The organism is Streptococcus parasanguinis (assembly GCF_040908565.1).
GTDB classification, from domain to species: domain Bacteria; phylum Bacillota; class Bacilli; order Lactobacillales; family Streptococcaceae; genus Streptococcus; species Streptococcus parasanguinis_AC.
Map to the genome: position 1 here is coordinate 11,432 of NZ_JBDGEA010000002.1, position 18,399 is coordinate 29,830.

The 18,399-nt window shown below is 43.8% G+C and carries 16 protein-coding genes; all 16 read left to right on the top strand.

Going from position 1 to position 18,399, the window contains the following annotated elements; all coding sequences use genetic code 11:
* The coding region (locus AB5Y61_RS01195; RefSeq protein WP_368402741.1) for an LPXTG cell wall anchor domain-containing protein at positions 1–2,185 on the top strand (2,185 nt) is incomplete at its 5' end.
* 196 nt (positions 2,186–2,381) lie between these two features.
* Positions 2,382–3,386, top strand: a complete 1,005-nt coding sequence (locus AB5Y61_RS01200) for a sugar transferase (protein WP_023919263.1) — start codon at positions 2,382–2,384, stop codon at positions 3,384–3,386.
* Positions 3,387–3,610: 224 nt separating this feature from the next.
* On the top strand, positions 3,611–4,828 hold the full coding sequence (gene secY2 / locus AB5Y61_RS01205; RefSeq protein ID WP_368402743.1) for an accessory Sec system protein translocase subunit SecY2: 1,218 nt from the start codon (positions 3,611–3,613) through the stop codon (positions 4,826–4,828).
* Positions 4,829–4,836: 8 nt separating this feature from the next.
* A complete protein-coding gene (gene asp1, locus AB5Y61_RS01210) occupies positions 4,837–6,426 on the top strand; it encodes an accessory Sec system protein Asp1 (protein ID WP_368402745.1) in 1,590 nt (529 codons plus the stop codon).
* The gene (gene asp2, locus AB5Y61_RS01215) at positions 6,419–7,963 is read left to right on the top strand and encodes an accessory Sec system protein Asp2 (RefSeq protein ID WP_368402747.1); all 1,545 of its coding nucleotides are present in this window, start codon (positions 6,419–6,421) and stop codon (positions 7,961–7,963) included. Before asp1 ends, asp2 begins: the two co-directional genes overlap by 8 nt.
* Positions 7,960–8,430 carry an accessory Sec system protein Asp3 gene (asp3, locus tag AB5Y61_RS01220; RefSeq protein ID WP_223355971.1) on the top strand — a complete coding sequence of 157 codons (471 nt, stop codon included), beginning with the start codon at positions 7,960–7,962 and terminating at the stop codon, positions 8,428–8,430. Before asp2 ends, asp3 begins: the two co-directional genes overlap by 4 nt.
* 25 nt (positions 8,431–8,455) lie before the next feature.
* On the top strand, positions 8,456–10,840 hold the full coding sequence (gene secA2 / locus AB5Y61_RS01225) for an accessory Sec system translocase SecA2 (RefSeq protein ID WP_368402921.1): 2,385 nt from the start codon (positions 8,456–8,458) through the stop codon (positions 10,838–10,840).
* A gap of 11 nt (positions 10,841–10,851) precedes the next feature.
* Positions 10,852–12,366, top strand: coding sequence for an accessory Sec system glycosyltransferase GtfA (gene gtfA / locus AB5Y61_RS01230; RefSeq protein ID WP_368402748.1), 1,515 nt, complete (start codon positions 10,852–10,854; stop codon positions 12,364–12,366).
* Positions 12,350–13,705 carry an accessory Sec system glycosylation chaperone GtfB gene (gene gtfB, locus AB5Y61_RS01235; protein WP_368402750.1) on the top strand — a complete coding sequence of 452 codons (1,356 nt, stop codon included), beginning with the start codon at positions 12,350–12,352 and terminating at the stop codon, positions 13,703–13,705. The genes gtfA and gtfB overlap by 17 nt, the downstream gene beginning before the upstream one ends.
* A complete protein-coding gene (gene asp4 / locus AB5Y61_RS01240) occupies positions 13,689–13,889 on the top strand; it encodes an accessory Sec system protein Asp4 (RefSeq protein WP_412180392.1) in 201 nt (66 codons plus the stop codon). Before gtfB ends, asp4 begins: the two co-directional genes overlap by 17 nt.
* 1 nt (position 13,890) lies before the next feature.
* Complete coding sequence (asp5, locus tag AB5Y61_RS01245) at positions 13,891–14,115, top strand: accessory Sec system protein Asp5 (protein ID WP_368402751.1); 225 nt, start codon at positions 13,891–13,893, stop codon at positions 14,113–14,115.
* Between the two features lie 394 nt (positions 14,116–14,509).
* Positions 14,510–15,403 (top strand): TDT family transporter, encoded by an 894-nt coding sequence (locus AB5Y61_RS01250; RefSeq protein ID WP_368402752.1) that lies wholly within the window; start codon positions 14,510–14,512, stop codon positions 15,401–15,403.
* A gap of 86 nt (positions 15,404–15,489) precedes the next feature.
* A complete protein-coding gene (locus AB5Y61_RS01255; RefSeq protein ID WP_368402753.1) occupies positions 15,490–16,167 on the top strand; it encodes a lysostaphin resistance A-like protein in 678 nt (225 codons plus the stop codon).
* 78 nt (positions 16,168–16,245) lie between these two features.
* Positions 16,246–16,587 carry a ribonuclease P protein component gene (gene rnpA, locus AB5Y61_RS01260; protein ID WP_003002960.1) on the top strand — a complete coding sequence of 114 codons (342 nt, stop codon included), beginning with the start codon at positions 16,246–16,248 and terminating at the stop codon, positions 16,585–16,587.
* Position 16,588: 1 nt separating this feature from the next.
* Positions 16,589–17,404, top strand: coding sequence for a YidC/Oxa1 family membrane protein insertase (locus tag AB5Y61_RS01265; RefSeq protein WP_003015944.1), 816 nt, complete (start codon positions 16,589–16,591; stop codon positions 17,402–17,404).
* Positions 17,405–17,419: 15 nt separating this feature from the next.
* Complete coding sequence (gene jag, locus AB5Y61_RS01270) at positions 17,420–18,367, top strand: RNA-binding cell elongation regulator Jag/EloR (RefSeq protein WP_368402755.1); 948 nt, start codon at positions 17,420–17,422, stop codon at positions 18,365–18,367.
* Positions 18,368–18,399 lie beyond the last annotated feature (32 nt).

The following is an 18,399-nucleotide window of genomic DNA, read 5'->3' on the forward strand; positions in this document are numbered from 1 at the left end:
TCAAGCCTCCGTTTCTGCAAGTCAGTCTGAGTCGTTGCTTCAGGAATCCGTTTCGGCCAGCCAGTCTGATTCCTTGGTACAAGAGTCCGTTTCTGTTAGCCAGTCTGATTCGCTGGTCCAAGTCTCGGTTTCAGCGAGTCAATCAGAGTCCTTGGTTCAATCTTCGGTTTCTGCCAGCCAGTCCGAGTCATTGATTAAAGAATCAGTATCTGCCAGTCAATCCGACTCGTTGGTTCAAGCCTCCGTTTCTGCAAGTCAGTCTGAGTCGTTGCTTCAGGAATCCGTTTCGGCCAGCCAGTCTGATTCCTTGGTTCAAGAATCAGTTTCTTCAAGCCAATCTGAGTCGCTTGTCCAAGAGTCAGTTTCAGCCAGTCAGTCAGACTCACAATCAAAAGCAGCATCAGCATCTAAGAGTGAGTCTGAAAAAGCCTCGAAATCTGTTTCGTTGAGTCAGTCGGTATCCTTATCTAATTTGGTATCCAAATCAATTTCTTTGTCTCAATCGCAGTCAACATCGGCGGTTGGATCGGAAGAAGTGGTTTCTCAACTGATTTCCTTGTCGCAATCTATTTCGATGAGTCAATCTGAATCACTGGTTCAAGCCTCCGTTTCAGCAAGCCAATCAGACTCGTTGGTCCAAGAATCAGTTTCAGCAAGTCAGTCTGAGTCCTTGGTACAAGAATCAATTTCAGCGAGCCAGTCTGATTCGCAGGTACAAGAGTCAGTCTCAGCGAGTCAGTCCGATTCCTTGATACAAGAATCCATATCCGCGAGTCAGTCTGATTCCTTGGTTCAGGAATCTGTATCTGCAAGTCAATCAGACTCCTTGGTTCAAGCATCCGTTTCTGCAAGTCAATCAGAGTCGTTGGTACAAGCCTCAGTTTCAGTGAGTCAATCAGAGTCGTTAGTCCAAGAATCAGTTTCCGCCAGTCGATCAGACTCCTTGGTTCAGGCATCTGTATCGTCTAGCCAGTCAGACTCGTTGGTACAGGCATCTGTATCGGCTAGCCAATCAGAGTCTCTGGTTCAAGCCTCCGTTTCAGCGAGCCAATCAGAGTCTCTGGTTCAAGCCTCAGTTTCTGCGAGTGAGGCAGACTCGTTGATTCAGGAATCCGTTTCAACCAGTCATTCAGACTCGTTGGTACAGGCATCTGTATCGGCTAGCCAATCAGATTCGCTGGTTCAAGCCTCCGTTTCAGCGAGCCGATCAGAATCTCAGGTTCAAGCCTCAGTTTCTGCAAGTCAATCAGACTCCTTGGTTCAGGAATCAGTTTCGGCGAGTCAATCAGAATCCTTGGTTAAGGAATCGGTTTCCGCTAGTCAGTCAGACTCGTTGGTACAAGAATCCATTTTGGCCAGTCAATCAGACTCATTGATTCAAGCCTTAGTTTCTGTAAGTCAATCAGAATCTCTGGTTCAAGCATCAGTTTCGGCGAGTGAGTCCGATTCCTTTGTACAAACCTCTGTTTCCGCCAGTCAATCTGAATCCTTGGTTCAGAAATCCGTGTCAGCCAGTCAGTCTGACTCCTTGGTTCAGGCATCTGTATCGGCAAGCCAATCAGAGTCGCTGGTTCAAGCATCCGTTTCAGCGAGCCAATCAGAATCTCAGGTTCAAGAATCAGTTTCTGCAAGTGTGTCAGACTCGTTGATTCAAGCGTCCGTTTCCGCCAGTCAATCAGACTCCTTGGTTCAGAAATCCGTTTCAGCCAGTCAATCAGAATCTCAGGTTCAAGCATCGATTTCAGCTAGTCAATTAAAATCGCAGTTCCAAGAGTCCAGATCGAACTCTCGCTCTCAATCTATTTTTGAGAGCCTATCTACTTCACAATGGACATCTCATTCAGAATCTTTAGTGTCAACATCTGAATTACCTTTGACCAGCTCTTCAGAATCTATAAGCACATTGGCGTTGGAGAGTCAATCCCTGTTGCATGAAACTTCTGAATGGGTCCACGTATCTTATGCGTCTAGCTTCTCTCCTGTGACAAGCCATTCGGAAATTGTAACGAATACACCTCATACGACATTCCTTTCAGAGGTTGCATCGCCAAGTTCGTTACATACTTCAGAATCTGCTTTGCCAAAGACAGGAACAGTTTCTTCATCTAGTATCCTTGCTAGGATAGTTTCACTTCTCCTCTCAGGCTTTGCCCTATTTGGCTTCCGGAAAAAAGATAGCAAATAAGGTATTAAATGTAATGATAAAAGATCGGGATACCACCGGTCTTTTATTGATTAAAAAGGTTAAAGAAGTTGTAAAATATGTTATAATGGTCAAGGAAGTTTTCGGTAAAACGATATAGGGAAGGGTATTTGCGAAAGTTTATCCCTGCTATATGGAATTACGAATATGGATCAAAAAGAAGAGTTAGAGGGAAGAAATGAAAATCCATTTTACAAATTTATTTGGGCAATCTTCGCAAAGTGTTGCTCTGATGGCGCAAAATGATATTATGAATGTGGTTCGTGAACTTGGGGTCAATGAACTTGGAATCTATTTTTATGATCAAACCAATGAACCGGCTGGTGAGTTGAATTCACGGATGGATGGTATTTTAGCAGGTGTAGCTTTTGGAGATATCGTCTTCGTTCAATCACCTTCTTGGAACGGAATTGAGTGGGATAATCGTTTGGTGGATAAGTTAAAACTTCTTCAGACGAAACTAGTCATGTTTATCCATGATGTCCCACCTCTCATGTTTGAAAGTAATTATTATCTCATGCCTGCTTATATTGAGATGTATAATAAGAGCGACCTTGTTGTTGTCCCATCAGAACAGATGTACCATCGTCTAGTATCAGAAGGGCTTACAGTTAAAAAATATGTGGTCCAAAAGTTGTGGGATTTGACCCACAGTTTGGAACTCTACACTCCGCAATTTGAGAAAAAGTTGATCTTCTCAGGAAATCCTTCGCGTTTCCCTCATATCATCGACTGGAAATATGATACACCCCTTCATGTCTATACCGAACCAGTTGAAGGAGTTGATTATTCTAAGGTCCATATTGAAGGCTGGCGGACCAAGCAAGAGTTGCTTTTGGAGCTTTCTAAGGGTGGTTTTGGACTTGTCTGGGGAAATTCAGAGAATCCTGAGGATGAGCGGGATTACTACAAAGAAAATATTTCCTACAAATTATCGACTTATCTGTCTGCAGGTCTTCCGGTAGTAGTGCCAGACTATTTGTCAAATGCAGACTATATTCGAGAAAAAGGGCTTGGCTTTGTAGCATCTAGTCTTGAAGAAGCTAATCGTCTGGTTCAAGACTGCACAGAAGAAGAGTATGCCCAAATGGTCCAAAAGGCTCAATATACTTCTTATTTGATCCGCAATGGCTATTTTACAAAGAAATTATTTATTGATAGTATTATGGCTTTAGAGAAATAAATAGGATAAAAAAGAATTCTTCAGACATAAATCTGAAGAATTTTTTATTGAATACGGTATCAAATTCATATTTTTTTTACAATATTAAGGATTAGTGACAAATATGTTTAGAAAATAAGCAAATTATGGTAAAATAAGTTGAGATAATGTACTATAGACACACATCTTTAAAGGCTATTTCTCAAGTGAACCAGCCAAAATGAGTAAGAGAAAGTTTAAAAGAAATGTTAAAACGATCTGAAGTAGGAAAGAGATTTTGTTGGACGATATTTTTCGTCTTTATTTATGTTTTGGGAAGTAAAATTTCCTTGCCTTTTGTTGACTTATCAAAAGCCTTGAGACTCAATGAGGGAACGACAACCGGTTTACAGCTCTCAAGTGCTGTGATGGGGGGGAATCTCCGTGGGATGTCGATCTTTTCGATCGGTCTATCTCCTTGGATGTCCTCCATGATTTTATGGCGGATGTTTACCGTTTCAAAACGCTTTAACCTTGAAAAAACCAGCTCAGAGATTGTGGAGCGTAGAAAGATGTATGTGACTTTGGTGCTCGCTATTGTCCAGTCCTTGGCAGTGGCTATGTATTTGCCATTGAAAACAGGACTGAATTCAGGCCTTGTCATTGCAGTCAATACCATGATTATGGTAGCTGGTGCTTTCTTTTTAGTTTGGTTATCCGATCTAAATGCTGCTTTGGGGCTTGGAAATTCTATCGTCATCATGATGGCGGGAATGGTTATGTACCTTCCAGAAGATGTAATGCAGGCCCTTTCAAATGTCAATAATATTCCGGGAATCGCTTATATTCTAGGTGTGATTTTCCTCTTAATTTTTGTCTATGTAGCCGTCTTAGTTGAATATTCCAAGTATCAGATTCCTGTCAATAAACTAGGCATCCATAATAATCTTAAAAGTTATACTTTTTTAGATATCAAGATCAATCCAGCAGGAGGTATGCCCTTCATGTACGCTATGACCTTGGTATCGATTCCTCAATATGCCATGCTGTTGGTCTTATCAATGGATCCTAATGCCAAATGGGCTGCTCATCTAGCTAAGCGTTTGGTCATGGGAGATCCGATTTGGATTCTTCTATACATTCTAATGATCGCTCTTCTTTCTTTTGCCTTTGCCTTTGTCAATGTGAATGGAGAAGAAATTGCAGATAAGATGATGAAAGCTTCAGAATATATCGATCATGTCTACCCTGGAGCAGATACACGTCGCTACATCAATGGTATTGTGCTACGCTTGACAGTCTTTGGAACCTTGTATCTGATCCTCTTTACTGCGCTTCCTTTTTCTATCTTGCTATGGGATAAAGAGCTTCTACGTTTGACCATGATCCCAGGGACCTTTCTCATGTTTGTCGGAATGATTTACAATATCCGAGAAGAAATTCGCGCCCTTCGCGTGAACCAACGTTATACAAGAATATTCTAGGAGAGACTATGTATTATTTTGTACCAGCCTGGTATGGAACTGATCGTATCTGGCAGCAGACAGCTACCCCTTGGTACTGGATGCGAGAGTCCATTGAATTTGATGATACCATTAATCAAGTTCGTATTTTTCAAGAAGCGGGAATGGATCGAACATTGTTGTTACCTCAATACAGTCCCCAGCTGCGTTATTTTTTACATCGCCAAGATTTACTTGAGACAGATGTCCTTTCGGTTTTTGATGAGATCCAAGGAGTTCCGTCTGATTTGGCCATGCGCCCGGTCCAGCTCCAGGATATTGAATGGCCAAGTGAGACTACATTTTCCTATACTCCCTTTTTGGTGATGGCGTTTCGAAAAGGGAAATGTCTAGCGAAAATTGACACGGGAGTGGACGGCAATATCCTTACCTTGACTCGTTATAAGGAGGACGAAATCCTCTACGTTGAATATTTAGATGACCGCGGGTTTATCTCTAGTAGAGTTTACTATAAGGATGAGAAACCTTATTTTCAAGAATATCTCCATTTTGATGGGCAATGGATACTGAGGGAATTGCTAACCGATCAAAGTCGATCTGTACTGGTTAATGAGGCTTTCTACCATGCATTCAAAAAAGAAAGTTATGCCGATATGGGCGAAGTCGTTTCTGAAAAAATGAAGGAACATTTACTGAATTTAGTCCCAGGGCGAGATCAGTTGGTATTGGCTGCTCACCCAGCTAATTTGGCTTTTTTACAAGATACAGCGAGTAGAGTTAAGAAAGTCCTATCTTTCTATGGGGATCGCCAGCCCCTGTCTGCTGAAAACTTTGCCCTCTATTTTGATATGATAGATGCCCAGCTCTTGATTACAGATAGTGAAAAAACCAAAGAAGCGATTGCGGTCTTTTCTCCTAGTTTGGCTCAGAAGACACATCGGATTACCTCTTTTGACTCCCGTCTCCGTTTGGGCTCTAGTCAGGAGCGCAAGGAATCAAAGATTTACTATTATGTCAATGAAAGCGAGCTTCCAAGTAAGAGCCAGCTCAAGAAGGTTCTGGAAATTTTGGCGCAATATCCCTTATTTGAAGTTGTTTTTTCTTTTTATAATGGTTCACCAGAGCGGGTGAAAGAATTAGAAGGGCAACTTGAGGAATTGATTGCTAGTGAGCAGGACTTGCATCTTGTTCAGTCGCCAAGTCAGTCAGAAGGGCTTGGTGAAAATCAGATCATTGATGAGGAGTATGAACAAGACGCACCGAATTACCGTTTTGTGGTTAAGAATTTTTCAAGTGAAAATGATATTATACAAGAGTTGGAAAAAACACGCTTGATTGTCGATTTAAGCGAGGAACCCAACCTCTATACGCAGATCGCAGGGATCTCTGCGGGGATTCCTCAGGTCAACCGTGTCCAAACAGAGTATGTCGATCATCTGAAAAATGGTTATGTCCTGTCTATGGGAGACCAGGAATTAGAGAAGGCAATTACTCACTTTTTGTTGGAATTGAAGCCATGGAATGAAGCCTTGGTCTACTCGATCGAAAAAATTCAAGAATACACCGGTCAGCGCCTGATCGAGAAATGGGAAGGATGGATGAAAGAACGTCATGGATAAAAAACTACAAATTCCCCATATTCTCCAAATCGGATCAAGCAGTTGGCAGGATCAGGTGGAACTTCCTGCTGGACTAGGCTGGCACTTTTTTCAAGCTACCGCTCTTCCAAAGCTCAAAGAGTATATGGAAGAAGAGGAAATCTCTAAATTTAAAGCCTTGATCCTAGAGAATCCAGAAGATTTGTTGGCTTTAGGAGAAGACCTGACTTATTTTCAACCTTATACTATTTTTTATGATGAGAGCCGTGGGGTAGAGGCACCTTCTGAAGAGTTAGCCCACCTCTTAAGTCTCAAGCAAGCGAGACCCTGGGACTTCTCAAACAAGCATCAATTTCTCTATGTCTTAGAGCGCTTTTTATACGACAATCAATATGGAGATGCCTTTACGGTTCGTGACCTGCGAGTGAGACCTGATTTTGCTGGTCAGCAAACAGTGCTGGGGAAACATTTTCTTCAGCTGGATGGACCATACGGTAAAGAGTTTACACCGATTGCTCAGTGGGTCTACAACTATGTGTATGATGCTAGTCGTCCCATCAATTTTTGGTTGGAATACGAAAAAGATCCAAGCTGTCAGCTGCAATTGCGGATCCAATTTTACCGCTTTGGTGCTCTGGGAGAGTGGGTCAAAGATGCAGTCTTTTCAGAAGAAGAGATGGAGCAACCACTAGAATTGGACGGCGCAGAACCTTATTACCTAGCCTTTTCGCTGGAAGCAAAAGGAGAGGGGATGCTTACAATCGGAGCCCTGCATAAGCGCTTGTCACATGGTCCCTTAGGAGGCATGACAGTAGGCGCTCAGACTCTACGGGACCAAAAACGCCAAGAGATCTTTGCTTATTTCCATCCTGGCGATATGAAGCCCCCTTTAAACATTTACTTTTCTGGGTATCGTCCGGCCGAAGGATTTGAAGGATTTGGGATGATGCGTGCTATGGGTAGTCCCTTTATTCTCTTTTCGGACCCTAGGTTAGAAGGTGGATCCTTCTATATGGGCTCAGAAGAGTTGGAAAATCAAATCACTGCCTTTATTGACCAGCACTTGGACTTGCTCGGATTTGAGACCAAAGATATGAATTTTTCAGGTTTGTCCATGGGGACCTTTGGTGCTCTTTATTATGGGGCACTATACTGCCCACATGCGATCTTAGTCGGTAAACCTATTGTCAACCTGGGGGATGTCGCTGCCAACCTGAAATTTAGACGTCCAGATGAGTTTGGAACGTCTCTAGATATGATGCAGTTGATCATCGGTCAAGTGTCACAAGAGGGGATCGACCAGCTCAATCAACGTTTCTGGGAACGATTTAAACAGGCGGACTTTAAGGATACGATTCTAGCCCTTGCCTATATGCGGGATGATGACTACGACCAGCAGGCCTATCCAGATATTTTAGAAGCCTTGTATGAATTACCGGTTCGCATTATTAGTACCAGTCGCGCCGGTCGGCACAATGACGCGAGTGCTCCAATCATTGAATGGTTTATGACCCAGTACAATGAAATCATGGAAAGAGACTTTGGAAAAAGCCAATGATAAAAATGAAAGAAAATGAAAGTAGACGGATCTACTGGGGTGATACAGTTTTAGCAGATTATCTTTGGGGGTCGACCATTCAGGCAACTGCCCAAGGTAGCGTTCAATTTCAGAATCCCCTCATGCCATCTGGTCAAGTGCTGAAAACTTGGCACTCGCAGACGAATTTTGGTGCAACACGTCAAATTCCTAGTCTGCCACTGCTCAAACGAGAGCAGGACTATGAACTGGTAATCGAAATCGAATCAACTCCTGCTCATACCGTTATGGTAGAAATCGTCTTCAAAGATCGCTTTGGAGACGTTATTGACCGTCGAGTAACTGCAGAAGGTCGCTTGCCGTTTACCTATCCAGATCAAGCATACGCCTATGAAGTACGCTTGCTTAGTGCAGGTTTGCAAGAGTTTACCTTCCACTATTTCACGATTCAACCAATATCGTCTGAGGGAGCAGAAGTTCTCGAATAGACGAACATCACTGCAAAAAAAGAGGATTACATTGGATTACGTTAAATTAAGAAACATCAAAAAAATCTTAAAAGAAGTCAATAGCTGGAAGGATGACATGGCCCGTTTGACGGATCGTCAGCTGCAGGAGAAGACTGCAGAATTTCGGGAACGTCTAGCAGAGGGAGAGACCTTGGATGATCTCTTGCCAGAAGCATTTGCGGTTGCGCGAGAAGCCGATAAACGGGTCTTGGGCATGTTTCCTTATGACGTGCAAGTCATGGGAGGAATCGTCCTACACCAGGGCAATGTCGCTGAAATGAATACCGGTGAAGGAAAGACTTTAACAGCGACCATGCCTGTATATCTCAATGCAATAGAGGGCAAAGGGGTCATGGTTATTACGACCAATACCTATCTGGCAACCCGGGATGCAGAAGAGATGGGACAGGTCTACCGCTTTTTGGGCTTGACTGTTGGAGTTCCCTTGAAACAATCTGAAGACGAAGAATTAGATCCAGAAGTCAAACGCGAAATTTACCAATCAGACGTCATCTATACGACCAATACCAGTCTGGGCTTTGACTATCTAACAGAGAACTTGACGGCTTCAGCAGATGGCCAATTTTTGGCAGACTTCAATTACGCCATTGTCGATGAGATTGATTCGGTGCTTCTAGATAGTGCTCAGACCCCCTTGATTATTTCTGGTTCTCCTCGGGTTCAGTCCAACCTTTATGGGATTATTGACACCTTGATCCAAACCTTCAAAGAGGGGGAAGACTTCAAGTTTGACGAAGAAAAGAAACGGGTTTGGTTGACTCGGAAAGGAGCTCATGCAGCGGAAGCCTTTCTAGCTATTCCCAACCTCTATGATCCCCAATACCGGGACTTGGTTCGCCATATCAGCCTAGCCCTGCAGGCCAATAAAAACTTTATTCGGGATAAGGATTATGTTATCCACCCTAATCCCGATGGACAAGAAGAGATTGTCTTACTAGACCAGGCGACGGGGCGCTTGATGGAAATGACGCGCTTGCAAGGAGGACTCCACCAGGCGATTGAAGCTAAAGAAGGTCTCAAGCTAACCCAAGAAACACGGGCCATGGCTTCCATTACTTACCAAAACCTTTTTAAGATGTTTCGGAAATTGGGAGGCATGACGGGGACTGGGAAGGTTGCTGAGGCAGAGTTTCTTGATACCTATGCCATGTCAGTGATCAAGATCCCAACCAATCGCAAGAAGATCCGCAAAGATTTGCCGGATGAAATCTATCAAACCTTGCCGGAGAAAATCGTAGCTTCCTTGGACTATGTGAAGAAGGTCCACGAAAAGGGCAATCCGATTCTAGTCTTTGCTGGCTCCGTTGAGATGTCGATCCTTTACTCGAATCTTCTCTTGAGGGAAGGAATTCCTCATAATCTCCTCAATGCCAACAATGCACCTCGGGAGGCCCAAATCATTAAAGAATCAGGCCGAAAAGGAGCCGTGACCGTAGCAACTTCCATGGCTGGTCGGGGAACGGATATCAAGTTGGGACCAGGAGTTGCTGAGTTAGGTGGCTTGGTGGTTGTAGGGACTGAGCGGATGATGAACCAGCGGATTGACCTTCAAATTCGGGGGCGTTCAGGTCGTCAAGGAGATCCTGGTTTGACCAAGTTCTTTGTCTCTTTGGAAGACGATTTGATGAAAAACTGGGGACCAGACTGGATCCAGGATACCTATCAAGACTATGATGTGGATGAGCGAATTGGTTCAGCCAAAGCTCTGACCAAGCGCAAGTATAGAAACTTGGTGGAACGAGCTCAAAATGCTAGTGAAAGTTCTGGTCAGGCTAGTCGACGGATGACGCTAGAATTTGCGGAGAGTATGAACATTCAGCGTGCCATCGTCTACGAAGAGCGTGACCGCTTGATCAAACAAGAGGGGCGCTTGGACGACGTCGTTGAAAAAGCGCTTCGTTCCGTCTTTTCAAGCGTAGTCCATAAAAAAGAATACAAGGAACCGGTAGCTTTTTATCGCTATATTTTAGACAATGTTAGCTACCAAGTGGATCCTGAAAAGGCCCACCAAACCTTCCGTAGCAAGAAAACCAAAGGGAATTTCTTGTGGGAGATCGCGAAGAGCGAGTTAGAGGCTAAGTATAAGATCTTGGGCACCGATGAGGTGATCGCGCAATTCCAACGCATGGCTGTCTTAAAAGCCATTGATGAAAACTGGGTCGAGCAGGTAGACTATCTGCAACAATTGCGGATGGCTCTTTCTGGTCAGTACACCAGTCAGAAAAATCCTTTGGTAGAATTTTTCCAAGAAGCCTACCAATCCTTTGATCGAATGAAAGGGGCGGCCAAAGAACAAATGGTCCGCAATCTTTTACTGAGTCGAGTAGAAATCAATAAAAAAGGGGAAATTGTCTTGCATTTCCCATAAAAGAGGACATTATGACAGTATACAATATCAACCTTGGAATCGGTTGGGCCAGCAGTGGTGTTGAGTACGCCCAGGCCTACCGGGCCCAGTTGTTACGCAATATCCATCAACCAGCTAAATTTGTCTTTATGGATATGATTCTAGCCGATAATATCCAACATTTAACAGAAAATATCGGTTTTAAAAATGATGAAATCATCTGGCTCTACAGCCATTTTACAGATATAAAAATTGCACCAACGACCTATACCATTGACCAGGTCTTAGCAGGTTTTGCCGGGAAGCCGACGCGCGAAGAAGTCGATGGCAAGATCAAGCGCTTCTTTTATGAGGACCAGGACAATTTTTTGACCTGCTACTTGCGCTCAGAAAACAGTCCCTATGTCGAACGTTGCGAGTACGTGTCTAGAGGGATCTTGGTAAGAAAGGATTATTTCTCCTATACCCGCTATTGTACAGAGTATTTCATTCCTAAGAACAATCAAGCCAACTTGATTGAGCGTCGTTTTTACAATGAAGACGGGACGGTTGCCTACAGCATGCAGATGGCAGATGGCCGCGAAATCTATCGTTTCCCAGATCGTTATCTGGTTGGTCGCCAAGAATTGATCCGCTACTTCATGCAGACCCTTCAATTGACCAAACAAGATTTGGTGATTTTGGATCGGGAAACCAATATTGGGCAACCTATCTTTGAAGAAGCGCAAAAAGCGCGTCTAGGTGTGGTCGTTCACGCAGAGCACTTCAGTGCCAATAATGTTGACGATCAATATATCCTGTGGAACAACTACTACGAGTACCAATTTACCAATGCTGACAAGGTGGACTTCTTTATTGTTGCAACCGACCGTCAAAAAGAAATCTTGGCCGAGCAGTTTGCTAAATACACCAACCATCAGCCGGCTATCTATACCATTCCAGTTGGAAGTCTTGCAAGCTTGCCTCAAAACGAAAATCGTACCCCATTCTCTATGATTACCGCCTCTCGTTTGGCGACTGAAAAGCATATTGACTGGTTGGTGCGAGCAGTGGTTCGGGCCAAAAAAGAATTGCCAGAGCTGTCCTTTGACATCTATGGAAAAGGTGGAGAAGAAGGCAAGCTGCGCTCTCTGATTGATGAATTGGGGGCGACAGATTATATCCATCTCAAAGGGCATGCCAATCTCGAGGAAATTTATAAGAACTATGAGATTTACCTGTCAGCATCGACCAGTGAAGGATTTGGTTTGACCTTGATGGAGGCGATCGGTTCGGGTCTACCGATTATCGGTTTTGACGTTCCTTATGGCAACCAGACCTTTGTCACAGAAGGTAAAAATGGCTATCTCATTCCGCCTTCAGCAGACCAAGTGGTCGACCAGATCGCTTCTGCCTTTGCAGATAAAATCATCCAGCTTTACAAAAAAGATGATCTAGCCAGCATGCGTCAAGCATCTTATGCGCGTGCAGAAGACTTTTTGACCAGCCGAGTAGAAGAAGCTTGGACACAATTGATAGAAGAGGTGACACATGCTGAACGTATTTGATAGCTATTCTCGTGAGAGCCAGGATTTGCTCCACTCTATGAAAGAATCTGGCTTTGATCATCCAACGGTCATTTTGGAGCCGAATGGCTTTTTGCCCGATGGTGTTGAGTCTCCCTTTATCTATTTCTTAGGCCAACCAAAAGGAGAGAAGCGAGGACGCTACTTTAATGAAGTTCCAGTTCCCGATTTTTGGGAAGTTTCTGGAGATAACAGTTCGGGGAAAGTGACTTACTATGGTCAGGTAAAAGCTCGGATTGCTTATCATGTTGCTTCCTATAAACGCATTGTCGAGCGCTTAGAATGGTTGGATGACAAGGGACAAGTAGTCATGATCGAGCGCTACGACCAATACGGTCGTAAGATTGCTGTGACGACTTGTGGTGATCAAGGCCAGCACTTAGTGACCACTTATTTTGAAGGGGACATCGAGCGCTTGACAGAGAATCACCAAACAGGAGATTTGATCTTAACTTTGGATCATCAACCCATGCGAATTTTCAAGAATCGCTTAGAATATTTTGTCTTTTATCTAGAGCATCGTGGGTTTGATCTGGATGGTTTGGTCTACAATACCCTTGCCACCTCCTTTAGCATTAGTCTTCAGTTGGGCAATAAAGGGATCAAAGGACGCGACGTCTTGGTGTGGCAAGAGCCTCTTCATGACAGCCTTCCAGGCAATATGCAGTTGATTCTACAGAACCCAGAAATCCGGACCAAGAAGATCTTGATTCCGCAAAACGAGACCTATCATCGCGCTTTGCAGTTGACCTCCCAAGACCAGCACGCCTATTTTGGTCCCCTTGGCTATCTGTATGATTTCAAGGTAAAAGACGATATCCGTAAAGACGCCTTTGTCTTGACCAATTCGGATCAGATCGAAGCCCTGACTTACTTAGTAGAGAGTTTGCCGGATGTGACCTTCCGTGTAGCGGCTTTGACAGAGATGTCTGCTAGTCTTCTATCTATGGTTCGCTATCCAAATGTGGTCTTGTATCAAAATATCAGCCAAGAGCGGATCAAAGAGTTGCTTAAGGTCTCTAGTATTTATCTGGACATTAACCACTATGCAGAGGTACAAGGCATTGTTCGCAAGGCCTTCGAACACCAGCAAGTCATTCTTGCCTTTAGCCACACCCTGCATGACCGCCACTTCCTCGCACAAACCAATGTCTTTGAAAAAGGAAAAGAAGCGGATATGGTGGCTCGTATCCAGGAAATCTACCAATCTGTAGATGCCTATAGAGAAGCTGTCGCGCAACAAATTGCTCAATCAAGTAGCGTTGATCCAGCAGTTTTCAAAGCTCGCTTGCAAGAAGGGATCGGTGGACAAGGTGAGTGATCGTAAGAAAGATTTATTTTACAAAGAAGTAGAAGGGCGGATGGAGTCTCTCAAACGCCGTCCTTCTGAAAAAGAAAAAGCGACGCGTTCCGAAAAGATCAATGTTACCTTTAATGTGATCATTGGTTTGGTGATTCTGTTGGGTGTTATTTTTACCCTCTTGAGAGTATTAGGAGGATCCTAATATGGAAATGGTATTTGCAATCTTCATCTCGATTTTTTCCCTTGCTCTGGTGGTTCTCATTACTCTGCAACCTCGCCAGCAACAATCGCTCTCAACAGATGCAACCAGTAACTTAGGGAAGCCAAGCTATTGGCGCTCCCACCGCGGGCTCAAGCTAGCAACCCTTGCCGTTAGTATCGTCTTTCTCGTATCTTTGTTTCTTTATATGATGGTCGTACAGGCCTAGTTTCTAATAGAATGGATAAAAAGAAGTTGGTATTCTCCAACTTCTTTCAAATTGTAGATAGAGTCATCTTAGAAACTTTCCTTAGGTGAGTACGGACGTCAGCGAACTTCGAGGAAGTTCCATGACTAATTATTGAGCCTAAGGTCTCAATAATCCCGAGTGCCTGAAACATAATTATTTCAGGCACTTATCTCACGGCGGAAAGTTTCAGTAGATGTCTAAGTGAGCCTAATAGTTGATATCTTTTTAATTTTTTAAGCATCATTTAGGATGTATTATGTAAGAAACAGGTGTATTACATTCTAAAAGAAGTTGGTTTACCAACTTCTTTTTTTGATGATGTTCCCTTTGATTTTATGGTATACTGAAAGCGATAAAATGATTGGAGCTTCCGATGAAAAAGATTCCCTTAGTATTTTCAGGTTGTCTGTTAGGACTAGTTGGCGCTGGAAACCTTCTTGCAGACTCTTTGCCTCTTCTTGCCCATGCCTTTAGTCTGACAGGTTTGTTCTTCTGGTTTTTCTTTGTAGTCTATCATGCGATTCGCTGGCAAGAAACCAAGATAGAACTCCAACAGCCAGCCCTGTTATCTGGGATGGCGACCTTTCCCATGGCAGGGATGATTCTATCCACCTATCTTTTTCGCCTCTTTCCCGCCTTTGGAGGTCTATCTCAGTTGGTCTGGTGGTTTGCCTTTCTCTTGGATCTAGGCTTAATTCTCTATTTTACCAAGACCCATGTCCTGGCGCGGCCAAGAGCCAATGCCACTCCCAGTTGGACCGTTCTCTATGTGGGCATTGCAGTAGCAGCCTTGACCTACCCCGTTGTAGGAATAAGAGAGATTGCTTATCTCGCTCTAGTGATTGGTTTTGGTTTGACCTTTCTTCTTTATCCCCTTATCTATCATGATTTGAAGCAGTCCCCCTTACCCACTCACCTGTTGGGCCAAGAAGGCATCTATTGCGCTCCCTTTTCCCTTCTTTTAGCAGCCCTGGTTCGTGTGGGTGGAGCGAGCTTGCCCACCTGGTTCTTACTAATCATGGTGATGGCATCGCAAGGTTTTTATTTCTTTGTTTTGACGCGCCTGCCAAGAATGATCAAAGAAGGTTTTCAACCTGCTTTTTCAGCTCTTACCTTTCCAACGGTCATCACAGCGACCTCTTTGAAAATGGCCCAAGGCTTGTTGCAACTGCCCTTCTTGACAGCTTTCGTATGGATGGAAACTCTTCTTTGTCTCTTGATTTTAGTCGCTGTTTTAGGAGGTTATGTAGCTTTTCTTAAAGAGTAAGGGTAGGCATCCTTATGATTGATTCCTGGACGCGATTATGGTAAGATGCACTATACGATTTGTCATCCTCTACAAGAAAGGTCTCTATGAAATTCATCAAAGGAAAGCTCTCACTACTATACCCCCTCTTTCTACTCTTGTTTTACTTTTATGTTCGGCCACAATTCCGCCCTTTGGCCCAGTATGTCTCCAATAGTGTAGCAAGCGCCAATAGCTATTATTGGACCTTATTTGGCCTAGAAGGCCTCTATGCAGTCTTTACAGGATTTTTGGTCTACCGTTTTTCTAAAAAAGCGCAGTTTAAGCTGGGAAAGGACCCTCTTCGAGCTTTGATAGAAGGCGTTTTTGCGGCCTGTTTGGTTTACTGGTTGGACTACTTCATCAGTGGTTTTGTTCAAGGACGGGCAGCTGTTTTGAGTCTCTTTCCTAGGGAAATAAGTTCCACAGGGGTGCTCATCCTGGTGATTGCAATGGTCGTCATCCGACCGGTGACAGAAGAGCTGATCTTTCGTGGAGCCTTGGTAAATGCCTACTTCAAAGGCTGGAAACTCTATGCTGAGATTTGGCTTCCAGCCCTCATCTACAGTGGCCTACATTTTCTCCACACTCCTTTTTCGCTAGGAGCTTCTATCCTCTATCTCCTGCCGAGTTTGATTTTTGGGACTCTTTATTATAGGAGTAAGACGCTCCTTTCTCCAATTTTAGCTCATATCTTGCTCAATCTCTACTACACCTTGCCTTTACTTTTATCTGTATTCAAATAGCAACCGATTTCCTAAGGGAGATTGGTTTTTTTTGAAAATATGGTATAATAGAATAAATTTAAAAGAGGGAGTTGAGGTTTGAAAAAAAGCTACCGCGTCAAACGTGACAAAGATTTTAATGCTATTTTTAAAAGTGGTCAAAATGTTGCCAATCGGAAATTCGTTGTTTACCGCTTGCGCAAAGACCAACCGCATTTTCGAGTCGGCCTGTCTGTTAGTAAGAAGCTGGGAAATGCTGTAACTAGAAATCGCATCAAACGTTTGATTCGCCATGTTTTGATCAAACACCAAGCCTTCCTTACGACCGATGATTTTGTTGTCATTGCTCGTAAAGGAGTGGAGGAGCTCGACTTTCATCAAGTAGAGAAAAATCTTGTACATGTCTTAAAATTAGCGCATGTCTACCAAGAAAGGGAATAAAGTGAAAAAGAAACTGAAGTTAACTGGATTATTAGGAGCGGCCTTATTGGTCTTGACGGCTTGTGGGACCTCTCAAGTGACAGCTCAGTCGACAGGTGGTTGGGAACGCTTCGTCTACTTCTTTGCAGAAGCCATCCGCTTCTTGTCCTTTGGAGGAAGTATCGGTGTGGGGATTATCGTCTTCACCATTGTGATTCGGACGGTCCTCTTGCCCCTCTTCCAGTATCAAATGAATTCAACCCGCAAGATGCAGGAAATTCAACCCCTCCTCAAGGAATTGCAAGCTAAGTATCCTGGGAAGGATCTTGATAGTCGGACCAAGCTTTCAGAGGAGATGCGGGCCCTTTACAAGGAAAAAGGCGTCAAAACATCTTCAGCCTTCCTTCCTCTCTTGATCCAGATGCCGGTCTTGATGGCCTTGTTCCAAGCGCTGAGCCGTGTCGAATTTCTTAAAGTCGGTCACTTCCTCTGGTTGGACCTTGGCGCGATCGACCCGACTTATATCTTGCCAGTTCTTGCAGCACTCTTCACATTTTTCAGCAGTTGGTTGACCAATAAAGCCATGCCAGAGCGCAATGGTAGTGCGACAACCATGATGTATGTGATGCCTGTGATGATCTTCTTCTTTGCCTTGTTCTCAGCCAGTGGGGTCGCACTATACTGGGTGACTTCCAATGCTTACCAAGTCGGGCAAACCTATCTCTTGAATAACCCCTTCAAGATTATTGCAGAGCGTGAAGCAAAAGAGCAAGCTTCACGAGATATGGAAAAACAAAAACGTCGTGCCCTAAACAAAGCACAGAAAAAGAAAAAATAAGAAAGAGGTGGACATATGGTCCTATATACTGGAGCAACTGTTGAAGAAGCCATTCAAAAAGGCCTAAACGATTTAGATATTCCCCGTTTGAAGGCGCATATTACGGTTGTAGCACGTGAGAAGAAAGGATTTCTTGGCTTGTTTGGGAAAAAACCAGCCCAAGTAGAGATTGAGCCCATTGCAGAAACAACTGTTGTGAAAGCTAACCAAAAAGCTGTCAAAGGAGTACCAGACGAGATCAATGCGCAAAACGAACCGGTGAAGACGGTGAGCGAAGCAACGGTCGATCTTGGCCGTGTCGTAGCAGCGATCAAGAAGGTTGAAGAAGAGGGAGAAGTTGTCTCTGAAGAAATCAAGACAGAAATCCTAAAGCATGACAAAGAAGCAGATACCGTTCTTGAAGAAAAAGGGCATGAACATATCCTTGAGAAGGTCAAAGAGTCGACGGTGGAAGAAACAAATGAGTCGGATTTCTCAAACCTTGGTATCGAAGTAGAGGAAAACTACAATGTTGAAGAAGTCGTTGCGGATGTGACAGCCTATGTTCAAACAGTGGTCGATGAGATGGATGTGGATGCAACTATTTCAAGTAGCCACAACCGCCGTACGGTTAATATGCAGATTGATACCAATGAGCCAGGGCGCGTGATTGGTTACCACGGAAAAGTCTTGAAGGCTCTTCAACTCTTGGCGCAAAATTACCTCTATAATCGCTACTCGAAGAATTTTTACATTACCATTAATGTTAATGATTATGTAGAACACCGGGCAGAAGTTCTTCAAAGCTATGCTCAGAAGTTGGCAACGCGTGCCCTCGAAGATGGGCAAGCCCAACAGACAGATCCGATGTCAAACAGTGAACGCAAAATCATTCACCGTATCGTCTCTAAGATGGAAGGAGTCACTAGCTACTCTGAAGGGGAAGAACCAAACCGTTACGTTGTGGTAGACATCGAAGGATAATCTAGCTATTATTTCCCATAAGGGAGAGACGG

Bases quoted from the DNA above. Each gene is read 5' to 3' on its own strand.
- jag (WP_368402755.1), top strand. From the start codon at position 17,420: ATGGTCCTATATACTGGAGCAACTGTTGAAGAAGCCATTCAAAAAGGC.
- AB5Y61_RS01250 (WP_368402752.1), top strand. From the start codon at position 14,510: ATGAAAAAGATTCCCTTAGTATTTTCAGGTTGTCTGTTAGGACTAGTT.
- AB5Y61_RS01200 (WP_023919263.1), top strand. From the start codon at position 2,382: ATGAAAATCCATTTTACAAATTTATTTGGGCAATCTTCGCAAAGTGTT.
- asp1 (WP_368402745.1), top strand. From the start codon at position 4,837: ATGTATTATTTTGTACCAGCCTGGTATGGAACTGATCGTATCTGGCAG.
- asp5 (WP_368402751.1), top strand. From the start codon at position 13,891: ATGGAAATGGTATTTGCAATCTTCATCTCGATTTTTTCCCTTGCTCTG.
- gtfA (WP_368402748.1), top strand. From the start codon at position 10,852: ATGACAGTATACAATATCAACCTTGGAATCGGTTGGGCCAGCAGTGGT.
- asp3 (WP_223355971.1), top strand. From the start codon at position 7,960: ATGATAAAAATGAAAGAAAATGAAAGTAGACGGATCTACTGGGGTGAT.
- secY2 (WP_368402743.1), top strand. From the start codon at position 3,611: ATGTTAAAACGATCTGAAGTAGGAAAGAGATTTTGTTGGACGATATTT.
- AB5Y61_RS01255 (WP_368402753.1), top strand. From the start codon at position 15,490: ATGAAATTCATCAAAGGAAAGCTCTCACTACTATACCCCCTCTTTCTA.
- asp2 (WP_368402747.1), top strand. From the start codon at position 6,419: ATGGATAAAAAACTACAAATTCCCCATATTCTCCAAATCGGATCAAGC.
- gtfB (WP_368402750.1), top strand. From the start codon at position 12,350: ATGCTGAACGTATTTGATAGCTATTCTCGTGAGAGCCAGGATTTGCTC.